General features: G+C 65.3%; 12 protein-coding genes. 3 read left to right on the top strand and 9 right to left on the bottom strand.

Going from position 1 to position 17,235, the window contains the following annotated elements:
* Positions 1-3 precede the first annotated feature (3 nt).
* From ACLQ3C_RS20035 to ACLQ3C_RS20020, 4 genes are read right to left on the bottom strand one after another with little or no spacing between them, the layout of a single operon-like run.
* Complete coding sequence (locus ACLQ3C_RS20035) at positions 4-1,095, bottom strand: ATP-binding protein (RefSeq protein ID WP_425706856.1); 1,092 nt, start codon at positions 1,093-1,095, stop codon at positions 4-6.
* Positions 1,092-2,573, bottom strand: a complete 1,482-nt coding sequence (locus ACLQ3C_RS20030) for a DUF5691 domain-containing protein (RefSeq protein WP_425706855.1) — start codon at positions 2,571-2,573, stop codon at positions 1,092-1,094. The genes ACLQ3C_RS20035 and ACLQ3C_RS20030 overlap by 4 nt, the downstream gene beginning before the upstream one ends.
* Positions 2,570-3,919 (bottom strand): SWIM zinc finger family protein, encoded by a 1,350-nt coding sequence (locus ACLQ3C_RS20025; RefSeq protein ID WP_425706854.1) that lies wholly within the window; start codon positions 3,917-3,919, stop codon positions 2,570-2,572. Before ACLQ3C_RS20025 ends, ACLQ3C_RS20030 begins: the two co-directional genes overlap by 4 nt.
* Positions 3,920-3,946: 27 nt before the next feature.
* Positions 3,947-7,312, bottom strand: a complete 3,366-nt coding sequence (locus ACLQ3C_RS20020; RefSeq protein ID WP_425706853.1) for an SNF2-related protein — start codon at positions 7,310-7,312, stop codon at positions 3,947-3,949.
* A 241-nt stretch (positions 7,313-7,553) separates the two neighbouring features.
* Here ACLQ3C_RS20020 and ACLQ3C_RS20015 point away from each other — a divergent pair, with 241 nt between their 5' ends.
* Complete coding sequence (locus tag ACLQ3C_RS20015; protein WP_425706852.1) at positions 7,554-8,462, top strand: hypothetical protein; 909 nt, start codon at positions 7,554-7,556, stop codon at positions 8,460-8,462.
* 474 nt (positions 8,463-8,936) lie between these two features.
* Positions 8,937-9,422 (top strand): DUF1942 domain-containing protein, encoded by a 486-nt coding sequence (locus ACLQ3C_RS20010; protein WP_425706851.1) that lies wholly within the window; start codon positions 8,937-8,939, stop codon positions 9,420-9,422.
* A gap of 318 nt (positions 9,423-9,740) precedes the next feature.
* Here ACLQ3C_RS20010 and ACLQ3C_RS20005 read toward each other — a convergent pair whose 3' ends face one another.
* Positions 9,741-10,322 (bottom strand): hypothetical protein, encoded by a 582-nt coding sequence (locus ACLQ3C_RS20005; protein ID WP_425706850.1) that lies wholly within the window; start codon positions 10,320-10,322, stop codon positions 9,741-9,743.
* 212 nt (positions 10,323-10,534) lie between these two features.
* Here ACLQ3C_RS20005 and ACLQ3C_RS20000 point away from each other — a divergent pair, with 212 nt between their 5' ends.
* A complete protein-coding gene (locus ACLQ3C_RS20000; RefSeq protein WP_425706849.1) occupies positions 10,535-11,158 on the top strand; it encodes a hypothetical protein in 624 nt (207 codons plus the stop codon).
* A 21-nt stretch (positions 11,159-11,179) separates the two neighbouring features.
* Here ACLQ3C_RS20000 and ACLQ3C_RS19995 read toward each other — a convergent pair whose 3' ends face one another.
* From ACLQ3C_RS19995 to ACLQ3C_RS19980, 4 genes are all read right to left on the bottom strand, one after another.
* Positions 11,180-11,665 (bottom strand): hypothetical protein, encoded by a 486-nt coding sequence (locus ACLQ3C_RS19995; RefSeq protein ID WP_425706848.1) that lies wholly within the window; start codon positions 11,663-11,665, stop codon positions 11,180-11,182.
* Positions 11,658-13,493 carry a DNA/RNA helicase domain-containing protein gene (locus tag ACLQ3C_RS19990; RefSeq protein WP_425706847.1) on the bottom strand — a complete coding sequence of 612 codons (1,836 nt, stop codon included), beginning with the start codon at positions 13,491-13,493 and terminating at the stop codon, positions 11,658-11,660. The genes ACLQ3C_RS19995 and ACLQ3C_RS19990 overlap by 8 nt, the downstream gene beginning before the upstream one ends.
* A 214-nt stretch (positions 13,494-13,707) precedes the next feature.
* Entirely contained in the window at positions 13,708-15,375 is a 1,668-nt protein-coding gene (locus tag ACLQ3C_RS19985; RefSeq protein WP_425706846.1) for an NERD domain-containing protein, read from the bottom strand.
* A gap of 211 nt (positions 15,376-15,586) precedes the next feature.
* Complete coding sequence (locus ACLQ3C_RS19980) at positions 15,587-16,786, bottom strand: helix-turn-helix domain-containing protein (protein ID WP_425706845.1); 1,200 nt, start codon at positions 16,784-16,786, stop codon at positions 15,587-15,589.
* Positions 16,787-17,235: the final 449 nt, after the last annotated feature.

Raw genomic sequence — 17,235 nt, 5'->3', positions numbered from 1 at the left:
TGGTCAGCTCAGCGCCCCGCGGGCGGCGCGGTAGAAGTCGGCCCAATCGGCGCGCTCGCGCACCACGCTCTCCAGGTACTCGGTCCACACCACCGAGTCGGCGGCGGGATCTTTGATCACCGCGCCCTGGATGCCGGCGGCCGTATCGGCGGGGCGCAGCACCCCGTCACCGAAGTGCGTCGACATCGCGATGCCGTGGGTGATCACCGAGATCGCCTCGGCCGTGGACAGTGTGCCGCTGGGTTGTTTGACCTTGGCGCGGCCGTCCTCGGTGACGCCCGCACGAAGTTCTCGGAAGACGGTCACGACGCGCCGGATCTCCTCGGCCGCCGACGGCAGCTCCGGCAGATCCAGCGACTTGCCGAGGGCGGCAACGCGTTGCGTGACGATCGAGACCTCCTCCTCGGCGCTGGCCGGGAGTGGCAGCACCACCGTGTTGAACCGTCGGCGCAGCGCCGAGGACAGGTCGTTGACGCCGCGGTCGCGGTCGTTGGCGGTGGCGATGACGCTGAAACCCTTGGTGGCCTGCACCTCCACGCCCAGTTCGGGGATGGGCAGCGTCTTCTCCGAGAGGATGGTGATCAGGGCGTCCTGCACGTCGGACGGGATGCGGGTGAGCTCTTCGAGGCGGGCGATCTTGCCCTCCTGCATCGCGACCATGATCGGTGAGGGCACCAGCGCCTGCTCGGACGGCCCCTCGGCGATGAGGCGCGCATAGTTCCAGCCGTAGCGGATGGCTTCTTCCGGCGTGCCCGCGGTGCCCTGCACCAGCAGTGTCGACGTCCCGCTGATGGCCGCGGAAAGGTGTTCGGACACCCACGTTTTCGCGGTGCCGGGTACCCCGAGCAGCAGCAAGGCGCGGTCGGTGGCGAGAGTCGCGACCGCCACCTCCATCAGCCGGCGGGGCCCGATGTACTTCGGGGTGATCTCCGTGTCGTCGGCGAGGGTGCCGCCGAGCAGGTAGGTGACCACCGCCGACGGCGACAGCAGCCAGCTGGCCGGGCGGGCGGCGGTGTCGGTGCGGGCGAGCGCGGCGAGTTCGTCGGCGTAGAGCTGTTCGGCGTGCGGGCGCAGCAGGTCGTCGGCGGTGGTCATGTCAGCTCCCTCAGTAGGATGGCTCGGATTCGTAGGGCCTCGGACAGTCGCGCCAGCACGATGGTCGCGGCGGGGAGGCGTTCGCGCACGGTGTCGACCGTCTCGCGCCAGGTGTCGGTGGCCGGCAGCCCGATCTGCATCAGGTCGGCCAGGTGGGCGGCGGCCGGGGTGACGCGTCCCGGCCTGGCCACCTCGGCGCCGAAGAGGCGGAAGATGCTGTTCGCCAAGGGTTCCGGCCATGGTGTCGGAAGGGTCGGCATTGCCGCGAGTTGCCGCTCCGGCGGGAGGTTCGGGAACTCGGCTTGCACGGCCTGCGGGTCGGCCAGCGCCATCACCGCGGGTAGGGCGTCCGGGTGGCGCATGAGGGCGGTGGCCCACCCGCGGTCGGCGAACGTTGTTGTTGCGGCACACAATCCGGCAATGAGGGCACGCTGGTCGGTGTCGATGGCGGCGACCAGTGCGTCGGCAGACATGCTGAAGTGCTGTTCCCACAGTCGTGGTGGGATACGCGAGAACAGTTGCGTCAGAGTGTGTGTGCCGAGTCCGACGCCGCGGGGTGCGGTGCGGCTGATGCCGTCGCGGGCGAGTGCTGGGTCCGGGTCGGTGGGCATGGCGGCTTGCAGGACGGGGCGTCGTTGCAGTCGGCGGCGTTCTTCGGTGAGCGTCAGCAGTGCTGCCGCCGCGTCGAACAGCCGCTGCTGATGTGTTGATCCGTCGACGTGGTCGAGGATGTCGGCGGCAGTCGCCCGCACCTTGGCCCGCCGGTCGTCCAGTGCGCGTTCGAGGAAGGCTTCGTCGGCGAGCGACGTTGCGTGAAACAGCACGGGCAGCAACAGTTCTCGATCGGTGCTCGTTTCCCCGCCCCATCCCGCTTCCAGGAGTTTCCGTGCGGCGTCGGGGTCGCGCGAGCGTAGTGCGGTGAGGTAGGCGACGCGTGCGGCCGGCTCACCGTGCGTCCACGCCGTGGCATCCGCGGTGTCGGCGGCGAGCGCACCGGTGCCGTCGAGGACGGCTCGCAGTTCGGGTGCGTGCTGGGCGAGCCACCGGCCGCGCGGGCCGACGATCGTCGAGATCACCGGCCGGCCGGCGACGTTGCGGGCGGTGCGGGCCAGGAGTCCGGGCAGCATCCGCGCGGGCGGCCGTCGACCGGAGTCGGCGAGCAGATCCAGGCACCACGACGCCAGGCGTGGCGAATGCTCGAGCGCCTGAATGGCGTAGGCGGCGGCCAGGTCTGACATGGGTGGCCGTGGATCGTCCGGGGCGGCGGGAATCGGCTCCGCGGCAACGGCAGTCGGCCCGCTCGCGCCGTGGGCGGCGGCGGTGAGCGCGGCCATCTGCAGTGCCACGACGGCAGGGTCATCGGATACCGCGTCGTCGGGGAGGTGTGCGGCGAGGACCGGGTCGGCGTCGGCGGTGGTGACCGGGCGGCTGCGCATCCCGACGAGCGCCGCCGACACCACCTCGTCCCAGCTGCTCATACGCCGATCACCTGCCCGTCGGCGACGATCGACGCCACGTCGAGTCCGTCGGGGCCGAGTTCACCGAACACCCCGACCTGCGCGCCACCGGTGAGGGCCAGCAACAGCGGCCAGCGCCCGCCGACCTCGACGATCGGAATCGCCGTACCGGTGCGATCGATGAGTGCCGGTGTCGCGTCAGCGGTCAGCCCGAGGCGTCCGTCGATGAGGACCGGCCGGCTCTGCGCCCATGGATCGTCGGCGATCGACTGTGCGCGAGCGTATTTCGCGTCGGCGATGCTCATCGGCGCCAGTGACGGGACGGGGTCGGGCGGTGGGGTGGCGCCGTCCGAGGGGGCGGACGCCTCGTCGTAGAGCCCGCGCAGCGCGGGGGTACCCGGGTAGAAGTGCATGGTGGTGACGATCGACTGGCCGACCGCGGGTCGCGTGGGCAGGACGGCGCCGGTGGGCGCGTAGTCGAGCAGCATCGCGAAGCGGCGGGTGCCGGCGCCCCACAGCCAGGTGCGGCGGCTCTGCAGGTGATCTTCCTCGGTGTCGCGGCGGCCCAGGCAGAGCCAGAGGTCGATGACGCCGTCGGCGGCGAGGACGTCGGCCTTGGCGACCGGGTAGCCGACGTGTCGGCGGACGGTGGCGGCGAGCGCGTCGGGCAGTTGGTCGAGGCGTTGGTGGGCGGCGGCGAGGGACCAGAGCCGCCCGAACTCTTCGAGGAGCCGCGCGGGCCACTCGATGGCGCGGCCGTCGGGGCCGGCGAACAGGGCGGGCAGGCGTCGGACGCGGTTGGCGACGCCGGGTGCCTGCGCGTCGACGAGCCGGGCGGCGACCGCGTCGAACCGGCGGTAGGCGTCGGTCTCCGCGCCGGCCAGCCCGTGTCCGACCTGGTCGGTCAGCCAGAGTTGCAGGTCGGTGAGTCCGCCGCGTACCCGGTCCACGCGCTGCGCTGCGGTCTTGGCCGCACGGTCCGAATCTTTCGGAGACGTGGGCTCGGCGGCCGGTTTCGTCGCGCGTTCGGCACGGCCGGCCAGCCACTCGGCGGCGGAGGCGGCGAGTTCGGGAGCGTCGGGAACCTCCTGCTGCGACCACAAAAGAAGCAGCCCGAGCGCATGTTTGCACGGGAACTTCCGCGACGGACACGAGCACTTGTACGCCGGCGACGCCAGCTCGACGACCGTTCGGTACGGCGTCTTACCGCTGCCCGTGCACTGCCCCCAGACGGCCGCGTGGGTGGCGCCGGTGCCCGACCACGGCGTCGGGGTGGCGAGCTTCTGCCCGGCCCGCGCCGACGAGGCGTCCGGCGCGAGCGCCAGCACCTGGTCGGTCGTCCACCGCTCCCCCATGGGTTCACCCAACCACAGGGCACCGACAGAGGTGATGCCTCACCCGATCATCTCCCGGATGTCGGATGCGGTGATCGCCGTGCCGAACAGTTCGCCCTCGTCGATGGCGGCGTCGAAGAGTGCGCGTTTGCGGTCCTGTAGGCCGACGACGCGTTCTTCGATGGTGTCGGCGGAGACCAGCCGGTAGACGGTGACGGGGCGTTGCTGCCCGATGCGGTGTGCGCGGTCGACGGCTTGGGCTTCGGCGGCGGGGTTCCACCACGGGTCGCAGACAAAGCAGTAGTCGGCTTCGGTCAGGTTGAGCCCGAAGCCGCCGGCCTTCAGGCTGATCAGGAAGACCTGTGTGGTGCCGGAGGTGAATTCGTTGACCGCAGTGGCACGTTGGGGTGCGGTCATGGAGCCGTCGAGGTAGCTGTAGGCGATGCCGGCGTCGTCGAGGTGAGCGCGCACGATGGCGAGGAATGCGGTGAACTGACTGAACACCAAGGCGCTGTGCCCCTCGGCGATCAGTTCCGGCAGGTTCTCCATCAGGAATTCCACCTTGGCCGAGGCGACCGAACGGTTCGTGTCGTCGACCAGGCCCGCGTGCAGGCTGAGCTGCCGCAGCAGGCTCAGCGACCGGAACACCTGGAAGCGGTTCTTCTCCCAATCCCCCAGCAACCCAAGTACTTTCTGTCGCTCGCGCGCAAGCCGGGTGTCGTAGATCTTGCGGTGGCGCGGGGCGAGTTCGAGCTTCATCGCCTGCTCCTGCTTGGCCGGCAGGTCGAGTACCACTTGATCTTTGCGGCGCCGCAGCATCACCGGTTTGATCCGCCGCCGCAGGGTCGCCATGCGTTCGGGTGCCTGCCCGGATTCGATGGGTTTGCGGAAGTAGTCGGTGAATGCTGTTGGAGACGGGAACAATCCGGGGGCGGTCACCGAGAGCAGCGCCCACAGTTCCATGAGGTTGTTCTCCATCGGCGTGCCGGTGATCGCCAGTTTGAACGACGCGTCCAGCCGGCGGGCGCACTGGTGGGTTTTGCCGTTGTGGTTCTTGATGAACTGTGCCTCGTCGAACAGCGCTCCGTCCCACTGGAATTCGCTGATTTCGTCGAACAGTAGCCGCAGCAGCGTGTACGAGGTGACGACGAGTTGCGCATCGCCGATGGCCTCGGCCGTCGGGATTCCGGTTTTCGCTTCGGTCGCCATCACTGAGGTGACGCGCAGCGATGGCACGAAGCGTTGCGCTTCGGCGACCCAGTTGGGCACCACGCTCGTCGGCGCGACCACCAGGAACCGCGCGCCCGGCTTCTTCTTGACCGCCCGCGCGATGAGGGCGAGGGTTTGCAGGGTCTTGCCCAAACCCATGTCGTCGGCGAGGATTCCGCCGAGATCGTTATCGGAGAGGAACGCCAGCCAGTCGAGTCCGTCGCGCTGGTAGTCACGCAGTGTTGCCTTCACCTGCCGTGGGCTCGCCACGCGCCGTGGCGGGGTGGCGGCGGCGAGTTTCTTCATCCGCGTGCGCCAGGCCTTGAGTTGCGCGTCGACGACTCCGAGTTCGAGGAGTTCGTCCCAGAGCGTCGCGTTCATCGACGTGGCGCTGACGTGATCCTTCTCGATCTCGCCGAGCTGGCGTGCTTCGGTGATCAGCTCGGCGAGCCGCTGGAGTTCTGGAGTGTCGACGCTGAAGTAGGCGCCGTCGTCGAGGACGATATGCGATGCGCCGGCGGCGAGTTCGGTGATGACGTCGCGCAGGGGTACCGAGCGGTCGCCGATGGTGATGGTGACGTCGAGGGCGAACCAGTCGTTGCCGACGTCCGAATCGCCGGCGGCGAAGCGGATCTGCGGATCGTCGTCGAGCTGACGGTAAGTGGTGGCGAGCCGGTTGTCGACGAGGATCTGCGGATAGTCGTCGAGCATCGGCACGATCTCGGTGGAGATGACCGCGGTCTCGACGGGCCGCAGCGGCGTCGACGTTCGCAGAACGTGTTCCGGCAGATCAGCTCTCGCGGTCTCGCCTGCGAGGACGGCGTCGAGCAGTTGCACAGCCTCTTGTGCCTGAGGGCTGGGCCGGTACTGCGAGCGGGAACGCCACTCGACCCGGGCCGTCATCGGCCAGGAACCCGCACACGCGGAGAGCACGAGCATGGGCTCGCGGATCGACTTCCACAGCGACGCTTCGTCTTCGGCATTCCGGTACGGGGTGGTACCGATCTGCTCGTTGGGGTCGAAGAGATGCCGTTTGTCGTTGACGAGGTAACCGACACTCCAGCTGTAGGCACCCTGATCGTGGTAGGGGTCGTCGCTCAACGTCAGCACTGCGACAGGTCCGCTGACCGTCGGCGGGTCGAGCACGCCGTCATCGAGGGACACGGCCCGACGCTGTTCGATGTGGGGCAGGAATTCGAGTGCGAACTCGTCCAGATCGGACTCGGGCACCACGACGCTGCGGATGTCCGTCGCGAAGTCGATCTCACCCGGCGTCGGTGCCGGCTCCGCGAAGTCGGCGAGGACCGCGGTCTGATCGATCTCGTACCAGAAGCCGTGCGGGCGTGCGTTGCCGATGAGCGACGACGGCGACACCGCCACCTCGGCGTCATCGACCCGGATGGTGGCCTTCACCTGTACGCCATCGGGCTGCTTGTGGACGCCGTAGTCGATTGTCGCCGACCGCAGTTCGATGTCGTTGACGCGCAGGCCGGGGCCCGGCTGCGGGATGAGCACGACCCCGGCGTCCACGGCATTGCGCAGGGCGGGCCAGACCGCGCGGGGTGCGTTGGTGAGACTCAGTGCGTCGCGGTTGGTGATGTAGTTGTTGCCGGTGACCGCCTGATAGACAGCGCGCAGCGCGTTGCAGTGCTCGGTGTTGAGGTCGACGTTGTATGCGAAGAGCACGTCTTGCCACGACGCACCGGTCTTGATCCATTGGCCGCGCGCGCCCATCGTCATCGGCCGGATATTCAGGCCCGGATCGGGCGCAAACCGCGATGACGCGCCGCGGCCGACCGCGAGGGCGAGGGGTCGGCGTTCGGGCTCGGTGTTGGTGGCCGGCAGGATCTCGCCCAGCGCCCTGCGCCACGCCAGTGCCGCAGAAGGGGCAACCTGCAGTGCAGCGCCCGGACGAAGCGCGTCCTGCTGCGCCATCAGGAGCAGCGCGGCGGCATGTTTGCAGTAGAACCCGACCGGACAGGTACACAGCGCCTCTAGCTGGCTGATCGTTGGTGGCTCTCCCCGGAACTCCACCGACACCTGGTACTGCATGCGGCCGCTCCCCCGGCACGTACCCGCGAGCAACCGCCCGTCGGCGGACCAGCTGTACTGCCCGACCATGCCGCGGTCGCGGTACTGCCTCCCACGGTGCATCGTCGACGCGCCGAACAGGGCGTCGAGCTCGGGGGCGGAAGCAGTCAGGACAGGAGGTACCACGGTGGACGAGGGTACCGGGTTGGGCGGGGTCAGGCGTGGAGCGGCCCGAGCCTGGACCGCGATAACTCGCACGTCGCCACGACTTCAGCGGCTGTGAGTCCTTCGAGACTGCCGTCCCCTACCCTCCGCGCTATCGCGACACGCCAAAGAGCACCGTGCCCGACCGCCCATGTGGATACCATCGCTTCGGCGAACGGTCGCATGGTGGTCGATCGTCGCCATCGAACAATTGGGGGGCACTATGGATCGTCGGATCGCGACCCGCGCGGGACTGTCGCTCATTGCAGCGCTGGCAATTGCCGTGAGCGCAGCAGCCTGCGCAAGCTCTTCCCAGCAAACCGGCTCTGGCAGCACGACGACCGCAGCCGACAGCACGAGTCAGCAAGGCACCACGAACGCAAGCGCCTCTCCGACCGCGCAGACAAGCTCAAGTTCGTCGGGCAGGTCGGCAACCACCGCGGATTGCACGGTCACTTACCCGGCGACCGGTCGTCGCGGCACGGTCGTCGTCAACGATGGCAACCTTACGTGCGAGCAGGCGAAGGTCCTGATCGAGAAGTACCTCACGCAACCGGACACCGGCGCTTCCGGCAACACTGTGCACATCCAAGTTGACGGCTGGGACTGTGCGTCCCCTTCCGCAGTAACTTCCGAGTTGCAGGGCATCGGCACCGAATGCATACGCGGATCGGACAGCATCCGGGTAGTTCTTCCCGGAGGTTCGACCGCACCTCACCAGGTGAGCGCGGGCGCGTACATGCGTGACGATGGGACGGCCTACCAATTCTCCGCCGATGGGGGCTACTGGCGTTGCAGCATCTACACCGAGGAGTCACAGCCGCTCGCCGGCTGCAGCGGCACCATGCCGTCGAATGCACCGCAGGTTCTCAACGCAGTGCGCACAAAGATGATCGCACCCAACGGAGTCGAGCTCGGCAGCTCTGGCGAGGGGCAATTCATAGCTTCCGGCGATCCCCGCTACTTCCCGGAAGAGCACGGAGGTTTCATCACCGGAACCGATCTGCCCGCAGGACGCTCCCTATCTGTGAGCGTCTTCACCTGCACCGCGCTGGCAGCCGGAGTCCAATGCGAGAACCGAAATACGCCCCACGGGTTCATGATCGAGCGCGACAACTATCGGTTGTGGTGACCAGGTGCCCTTGGTGTCCGGCCGATTCGTGGTGTCAGATGCGCGGCCGAAACCGACGCATCCGCATGGCGGCTCCCGCTTCGACCTCGGCCCATTTGGGCTTCTGGCGTAACCAACCGTTCTGGCGAGAGAAGTTCGGAGACAGACACCACGCCGCGGGGACCTTGAACCACCGGAGATGTCCGTTGCACGACGAGCTGAAACTTAGTCAATGGACCGCACCCTAAACTGCTTCGAGATAGACCGCGAGAGCAAACGATCGTGGGTACGGAGGATCAGACGTCCGGTTGCGGTTGCGGTTCCGCACTGAGGCATCGACTCCTGCGGTCGATCCACCAACAATCAGCGACCGCTCTGCGGAGATGGCGATTTCTACAGTGAACCTCAGGGTTTGGAGGTCCCGTATCGCATCCTTGTGTAGTTCGGCCAGAGGACGTGGCGAACACGAATTCTGTCGAGACTAGGCTGCTCTCCGTGAAAAGAATTCTTCTAGCGATCGCCTTCGTGGCGGCAATTCTTGTACCGGCAAGCCTGATCTCGGCTGCTGGTGCCGCTCGTGCCGATACCCCTTCCGATGCGCGCTACATCGCGGACAGCGATTGGGCCGGATACGTCACTCTCCACAAGGCCTATCTGACGAGCCGGACTGTGGCCTTTACCGTTGTCATCCAGGCGACGAGGGGCGAGATTCCAGTCAATCCCCTGTACCTCGTGGCAAAAGCGAACGACGGAACCACCTACGACGATGTCGTCTACGACGATGATGCCACGACGCTGCACGCGAGCGACCTGGCCGCCGGCGACAAGGTGAAAGGGACGGTGACCCTCAAGGTGAACGGCCCGGACCCGACCACCCTGATCTACGAAGCTCCGCTGGGAGAAACCCTCGCCAAGTGGTCCATCACCTGGCACAAGGTGAAGCCCAAGCCGGCCCCTGCGCCGCTCTTTGGGTCGTCCTAGTAGAAACTGTTTGGAAGGCGGCCGCGTGAGTAGCTCTCTTACCGCTCCAGAGCATTCGGCCGGCGTTCCACTCGCAGTCAGATAAAACGAGCTCCGGGGTACACACGCTTGCGTCGCCATTCGCATAACGCGATGGCGGTGCCACCCTCGGCGCACAGCCTGGTGAGTCAGCAGAATTGGTTCCACCTGATGACACAGAGGTAAATCCGGAACTCAGACCGGTGAGTAGCCGTGTCCTTCCGTCCCCGACCAGCATGTCAATCGCATTGCGTTCGCTGATCGGGTGGAGCGTCCATGGCCACGGATGGTTGCGGCAACTCATTCGAGCGACCGCCCGTCCTCGTCGGTAAGCGGCCCGTCGTATTCGACGTAATAGCGGTGCCGATCAAGCTCGTCGAAGAGGACTTTCAACATATCACCCATATTGCCGGAGACCGGGTGTGACCTACCGGTCTGAATATGGACGCCCGGTTCTTGATCGAATTCAAGGTCGAGGAATATCTGTGATATTCGCTGAGCGAGTGCGGCATCGGGCACGTCAATGGTCGCGATGGCGCATTCGGCGCTCTCGACGACGTCGACCGCCACCAGGAGTTCGGGCGCCACAGTCAGGTAAGCCACGGTGGTCCCGTAGCTCGTCGGCGTCCGGCCTAGACATGGCCCCCACGTGACCTCGCAAGAGCGCAGCAAAAGCTCCGCACGCTTCGTCACCAAGGTCTCAACGTCGGCTACCGTTACGTCGCGATCGAGCGCTGTTCCAGCGATGCTGAACCTCCTGACCGCAGACAACCTATCACTGCGCTTCCCATTCGTTCCCAAGCTCGCCACGCTCTGGATCTTCGCACCAACGTGTGACATACGGTCAACCCCTACAAAAGACGCGACGGACACGGTCTCCACGGCGGCGACGTCTCCGTGCGGCCGCATCTCCGCGAGTAGATGCTCGGGTCGGTCCGCCAGGGACTACATGCACTTCAAAGGCAGGAGCCCTTCCTTGTCGGTGCCTCGATGTAGTTTGCGAAAGACGACACAGGCGGCAAGCCGGTCCAATACGGTGGGCAGGCACTCTCGGGTCGAGCACGATTCAATTTGTAGATTGGTGAAGCAGCAAGATGGCAGACGAGATTTCCACGCTTGACGGATTCATCGCGGACCGCATCGGTTTTGATCTTCCGCCCTGGCCGGGAGGGTGGCCCGGAGAGATCGAAGCGGCGCTGCTCGACGCCGTGTTTTCGATTCAAGCTCGATACGGCAGTGAGAACTCCGGCGTCCGTGCGGTCGTCAAGAAATGGAAGTCGCGGTCGGGCCACGGCGAGCGAGCCGACGACCTCGCCGCTCTTGCGGCAGTCGCGCCGACACAGCTTGCCGAGATAGTGCAGAACAATGCGAAGGCGAGCGGGCGGCTCAAGGCTGAGATCGTCGTGGACGCAGCGACGAAGCTCAGCTCGGTCGGCCTTCAACATGCCGAGGACCTCGACAACTCAGATGCCCAGCGAAAGGCATACCTCTCCGTAAAGGGGTGCGGCCCTGTCACGTGGGCCTACTTCGGGATGCTCCTCGGCAGACCAGACGTCAAGGCGGACACGTGGATTCTTCGTTTCGTGAAAGCAGCCCTCGGTCAAACGGTTTCACCGAGCTACGCTCGGGAGATGATCGTCGCGATTGCCAGGGAACGCGGTGTTGACGCCACGAAGTTGGACCACGCCATCTGGAAGTACGCTCGGTCTAGTCTCTGACCTTGCCGCCGACGATCGCCGTCAGTCCCAACTCTCGATCCGCTCGCGGAAGACGTCGAACTCCGCCAGAGACACGGTTTGCACGGACTCTGCCCGTGACGCAGCCCGACGGATCCCCTCAGACACGGCCTGCGGAATCGGGTCGTCGTACCGCGTCGTTACTTTGAACGCCCGAGCTACCAGCTCGGAGCTGAAACGATACGGGTAGTTGACCTCCCGCTCAGCGACCTCGTCAGGCCACAGCGGATCAGTTCCGTAACGCAGCGGCGATTCGACACGGAAGACGAAGACGTCGATGGTCCCGGTGACCCATTCGTCAGGCTGGCTACGCGGCCCGTGCCGAAGCCCCTTGGCACGTGCGCCGATGACGTGCCAGGCGAATCGATCATCGACGCGGCAATTCCCGGGCTCCTTCCTCAGTCCCCACATGCGGTGACTGATCCCCCACCGCAGATTCGCTTCCGCTTCCGGAGACACGCCTGAGTAGGTCGTCAGCACTCTAGACATCGTCGCGCGCCGGCACGAGCGTACGCAGCATTTCCTGCGTCTCCGGATCGGTCGAGTAGATCCGCATGCCGCGCATCCCACGCGTCAGGAGCACCTTGTAGGTGTTGCGGATCGCCCGATCAAAGGCGGCGTGGTCAGCCTTCTTGACCTGGTTGTCGAAGTTGAATTCGGGACGTGCCTCCCAGTGGCCTGATCGCCACACGAAGTCGGGCCCGAAGATGACGGCGCCGTAGTCGTACTCGAATCCCTGGGCGGTGTAGACACATCCGATCTGATGGAAACCGGCCGGATCGGTGGCCCAGAGCTCACGGCCGGGCGCGTCGCCGTGCTTTGTGGGCTTCGGATTGTTCCAGGGACGCTTCCAGTCGCCGATCACGATGTCGTCGGCAAGCGGCTCGCCCGTCTCGGGCGTGCTCCACTTCCAGCAGTAGCCGGCCACGATGCGCGCCGAATATCCAGACGCGAGCTTCTCCTCGAGCTTCTGCTCGATCACCGAGGGAGCCTCGTCGAGGGTGACGTCGAATGCGTCGTCACCTTCCCACACGACGGGGCCACCCGGTTCAAGTCCCAGGAGCCGCCTGACCCAATGGTCGTAAGCGCTGCTTCCGCCGCACCGGAACTGCCCGTCGAGGTGCACACATTCGAACTCACAGCCCATCCGGCGTGCGGCGCGTTCGATTTCCTCGACGCTGCCCCGTTCGCTCGGCTTGACCACCTGGTCCTCGTCGAGAAGGAACACCGGGACACGAGCGGCATCGATGAGCTCCTCGACCTGCGGGCGGCCGGTCCGGTCGAGGGCCCGGGTGAACCTGTTGGTGGAGGTTTCGCGAATGCGATGCGCCTCATCGCAGATCAGGACTTCGAGATCGTTGGGTTCGGAATTGATGAAGTTGTTGTAGTACGTGAACATCTTCTGCACGCGCGGCGCTCGTGCCCCGGCGATCTTGCGGAGCGTCTTGGTGAACGCCGACGACCCGGTCGCGTGCACCGCGGTCCGACCTTGCCTCGACAGCTCACCGAGAAGGCTGAGCGCGATGACCGACTTACCCGATCCCGGACCGCCGACCACCGCCACCACCCGCTTGGTGTTCGAGCGGGTCGCCTCCTGCACGGCGCGCATCACCTTCGAGTAGGCGATCTGCTGCTCGTCGAGGAGAACGAACTGCTCGCGACGCTGCACCTCGTCGGCGGCCAGCGCCATCAGTTGCTTACTGGGCCGGACCGCCGAATTCAGGAGTTGATCGGCGGCCTCGGTGCCGCTGGCGTCCGAGATCCGCGACTTGAGGAAGGTCAGGAACTCGCTTCGCCGTTGGCCGGTGAACAACCGGCCGGTCTGCGACTCGGGCATCTCCCAGAGCGTGCGGATCGCCGTGTCATTCGCGTTGTGCAAGTAGGCGACCCCGGCGAGCTGATCGGTGCTGCCGCCGAGGGTGGCGAGGAAGTCGGCGAGGTGCGTGCAGTAGCGGCTGACCTGCTCGACCGGATGCAAGCGCTCGGCAATGCCGTCGAGCAGAACCACGTCGTCGGTCCCCGACAACACGTTGGCCTTGGTCCACTGCTTCAGTTCGACGACGACGTACGACGACTCCCCCGTTGCCGGGTGCCGGCCACACAAGATCACGTCGGCGCGCTTGCTGGTGAGCGGGAGGCGGTACTCGATGAGCATCTCAACACGGTCGAGCCCGGCATCCTCGAGATCGCCGACCAGCACCTCGAGGCTTCGCTCCCACGACCGCACCTCACCCGGCGACGGGTGATAGCCGAACTCGTAGTAGTGCTGCTCGGTCAACGTGGGAACGAGAGTCTTGGCGGTGAGCTGCGCGCGCACGCCAGCGACCGAGGCCCGATACAACAAAGCGGCTCCAGGAAGACACGAAGGACTTCCCGCTCGGGTTGGAGCCTTGTCATCGAGACGCGTCTGTCGGGCCGAAGCGGATTACGGAGTAGAGCTTAGCTGCGACTCCCGACGCCGGAACATGGCACCAGAAGAGTCGCGATGACGCCGCTGCAGGATGCCCCCGCAGGTATCTCGTGCGGGACCTTCAGGTCGATACTGCGGTAGGAATTAGGCGTCGCGCGACGTCCGGCCCACCGACATCTCGGACGAAGTCTGGGTCTCCGCAGACGACAAGCTGATCGCGGGCGCGTGAGAGTCCCACGTAGAGCCGCTCTTTCGAACGATCGCGGGCCTTCGACTCGTTCAAGGCGAGAACAACGACACACCGCTCGAGTCCCTTGAACCCGAGGACGTGTCCGTAGAACACCTGGTCGTCGTCCCAGAAGGTGTCCCAGTAGGCTTCCGGTCCCTCCTGCTGACGTGCTACCTGTTCGTTGTGGCGGCTGCCCGTAGTGAGCAGCGCGATGTCCTGTGGTCGCCACCCCTCATCGATGAGCAAATCAATCTGGTCGTCAGCGTGGACCAGCGCGTCAACTGCACTGCACGGGACGAACCGGACGTCGGGTCCGTCGCCGCCACGCAGGTGCATCCGTTGTCCGGCCAGCGGACTGAACGTGGAGGCAATCTGACGCGTATTGCGTAGGTTTTGGTCGAGGACCAATGGGACAAGGGGAACCGGCGGCACGCCCTGACGGTCGAAAACCCGCTGGGCCTCGTCGCTGAAGACGTAGACACCGCTGTCGTCGGGATCTCTGAGGCACGCCAGCATCGGCTGCCACCATTCGTCGGCGAAGTCCTGTGCCTCGTCAATGACGATTGCGTCAAACCGATGCCCAGGTTCCAGCGCTTCGGCGAGCTCTGCCATCTGGTTTGGGAGCTCATGTTCCCAAAAGCGCTGTGCCTCGGCACTGATGATCGACTCGTCCGGCCCTGCGGCCGCTCCCCATTTGACACCAAGCTGGTGGAACTCGCCGACGTACGCCGGACGCTCGTTGTACTTCCAACCTCTGACCAGTCTCGCCAGATAGGACGCGAGGCCATGGGAGTAGCAGATGAGCGCCACTCGCTGTCCTGCCTTAGTCAGTCGACGTGCCTGTTCGGCGGCCAGGAAAGTCTTCCCACTGCCTGGGCCTCCCCTGATCTCGACACGATTCAGTAGGCGGATCGCGTTCAACAGGACGGCCTGCTGCTCGGTCAGCGTGTCGGCCGCTGCCTCGTTCTCCAACGATCGGGCGACGACGTCTCGTTGCGGCAATCCGCACCCGCTCAACGCGGCTGTGAGCTGCTCTACTGCCGGCGCAGCGATATGCGGCAGGTCTTGCCGCTTGCCGAGGAGAACCCGACGGAGGAGCGGAACGAGCTCGTCGAGTTGATCGCGATCGATGATTTTCCAGCGCGGGCAATCGGGTATAGCGAAGTTGCTGTCGATTCTCGACTGAGGCAGGACAACAGCGTGATCCCAGCGGACACGGCCTTGCGTCCACGCGGGATGGGACTCAACGAACGACCGCAACGCATAGCAGGCGCCACGTGCCTGTGCGACCGGATCGATCCGCTTTGGCGGAGCTCCGGCGCGCGCCTGCCACCACGAGTCGCCGTCGTGCCAAACTTCCCCACCCTTGACCTCAATACACACGACGCCAGCACCAGCGATCGCAACCACGAAGTCGGCCTCGTGGTCCTTCTCGTGATCGGTAATGCGCTGACCGTGAATCACCAGATCGTCACTGGCCAGCTGATCGCGAAGTGCGATCCACACCGATCGCTCGGTGGGCGTGGCGAACCGTGGTGTCTCGGGATACGTCTGCGGCAAGGGAATCTCCGTTCGCTGTCGTCTGCACTCTGTCAGACGAAGCGTGCCAGGACGCTGTGTGTCAGGGTGAGTTGAAACCAGCGCCTCGTAGCAACTGTCCTGTCACAGGGCGAGATCAGGAGGAGTATCGATGTCTGTTTCAACGATCGGTAGCCCGGATACAGGGGTGATGAGCAGTAGTGATCACCCTGCCGGGTCGTTTGGTCACTACTCAGACCAACTGCTCGAGTTGCTCCGTGACCTCGCTCAGAACTTCCTGCGTGATCGCGATGAGCTCTTCGCGGTCGTCTTCGTTCGCTACCAGGATGCGCTCGGCGTCGATCGCAGCCGCCGAGATCTGACACGCAGCAACCGAAACAAAGCGAGCCCATTGCTCTCGCTGATCGGAGGTCAGATCATTCCACGAATATGGAGGGCGGCCCAATTCTCGCGCCCACCGATTGAAAGCATGACCACCATGGACTGCTACGTAGTCTAGGACGTTGGCGGCGTCAGGGATGATCTCAGAGAGTGCGTCAACTGCACGAGCTGACGATCGTAGTTGCACCTCGGCTTCTGCTAACGCCTCCAGCCGTTCCTGTTTCTGCTTCTTGCTTCGCCGAGCGACCCACACCATCGCGCCGACAGCCAGCAGTGCAGCGGGTGCAGCTACCACTCCGGCCAGCAGTGCGGCACCGCCAGCCACTCCGGCGCCACCCGCGGCAAGTGTCCCACCACCAAGGATCGCAAGCGCTGCGTTCGTAGCCGCAGCGCCAGACAAAGCAGAGACTGCAACTCCAGTTGAAGCGGTGCCAAACGACACCGCAGCCAGGAACGTGCCGTACGCTGCCGCCCCGCCCGCGGCGGCGCCAGCAGCAGCGCCACCGACCCCACCTGCAAGAACGTGCCGAATCCCGTAGTTTGCGGCGATCCGCCGTTGGACCGCAATCGCGCGCGGAGAGGTCGACGCATTGTAAGCCAATGCGTCTGGCTGTTCCGGCTGCGGCGAATCAGCGATCTGCTGCGCGAGACGCACAAACGGCATGAAGAACTCATCGCGGGCACGGTCATGCGCTGAATTAAACCTCTGTGCTGCCTCTTCAATGAGCCGCGATCGACGCTCTACCTCACTCTGAACCGCTGCCACGCGGTCACGCACGGACGCCTCACTCTGCATGGCTTCTTCATCGGTGCGTTGGTCCGACAGTGCAGTCGCCTCCCCTTCAAGTTCCTCTACCGACGAGCCGAGGACACTCGCAATTCCATCGAGGCGAGCGTGACTTGGACGAGTAGCGCCCGCCTCAATTCGAGATATGGCCACGCCAGCCCCGGCTCCGTAGCCTGCTTGCCTGCCTAGTTGCTCCTGCGTCACGCCATGCACCTCGCGCAACCTCTTGATCACAGTGCCAAGGGCAGCTTTCGTGTAAGGCATAGCTTGAGCTTAGCACCGCTGGCCACACTTAGGTATTGCCAACAGCCTAACTTCAGCCTAATGTTGCGTTCAAACACCTACGGAAGGGCTTCCAGATGTCTTACATGAACGCGCAGCAGCTCGCTGACCTCGCGACCCTTGCCGGTCGAGTGAACGGCGTGTGCGCCGACCCCGCCGCTCGCAAGTCGGGCAGGCAAGCCAAGCGAGACGTCGTCACTGCGCTCCACTCAAGCGCTCAGTTCGTCAGCGAAGTCGCATACGCGTGGCGCCGCACTTCGCCAACGCGCACAACTACTCGCAGGCCAGCACCCGCTGCTTCCAAATAGCCTTATCAGATCCTAGCCTCGATTTTTCGTGCCGGTTGTTCAGTGTGCGGGTTTCGCCTCGGATCGGGTTGGTCCGAGGCGGTTTTCGGTGTGTAGGTGTGGGGTGTTGCCCGATGTCGCTCG

This window comes from Gordonia sp. DT30 (assembly GCF_049844915.1).
Taxonomy (GTDB): Bacteria; Actinomycetota; Actinomycetes; order Mycobacteriales; family Mycobacteriaceae; genus Gordonia.
The sequence above is the reverse complement of the archived record's forward strand: the minus strand, read 5'-3'. Positions and strand labels throughout refer to the sequence as shown.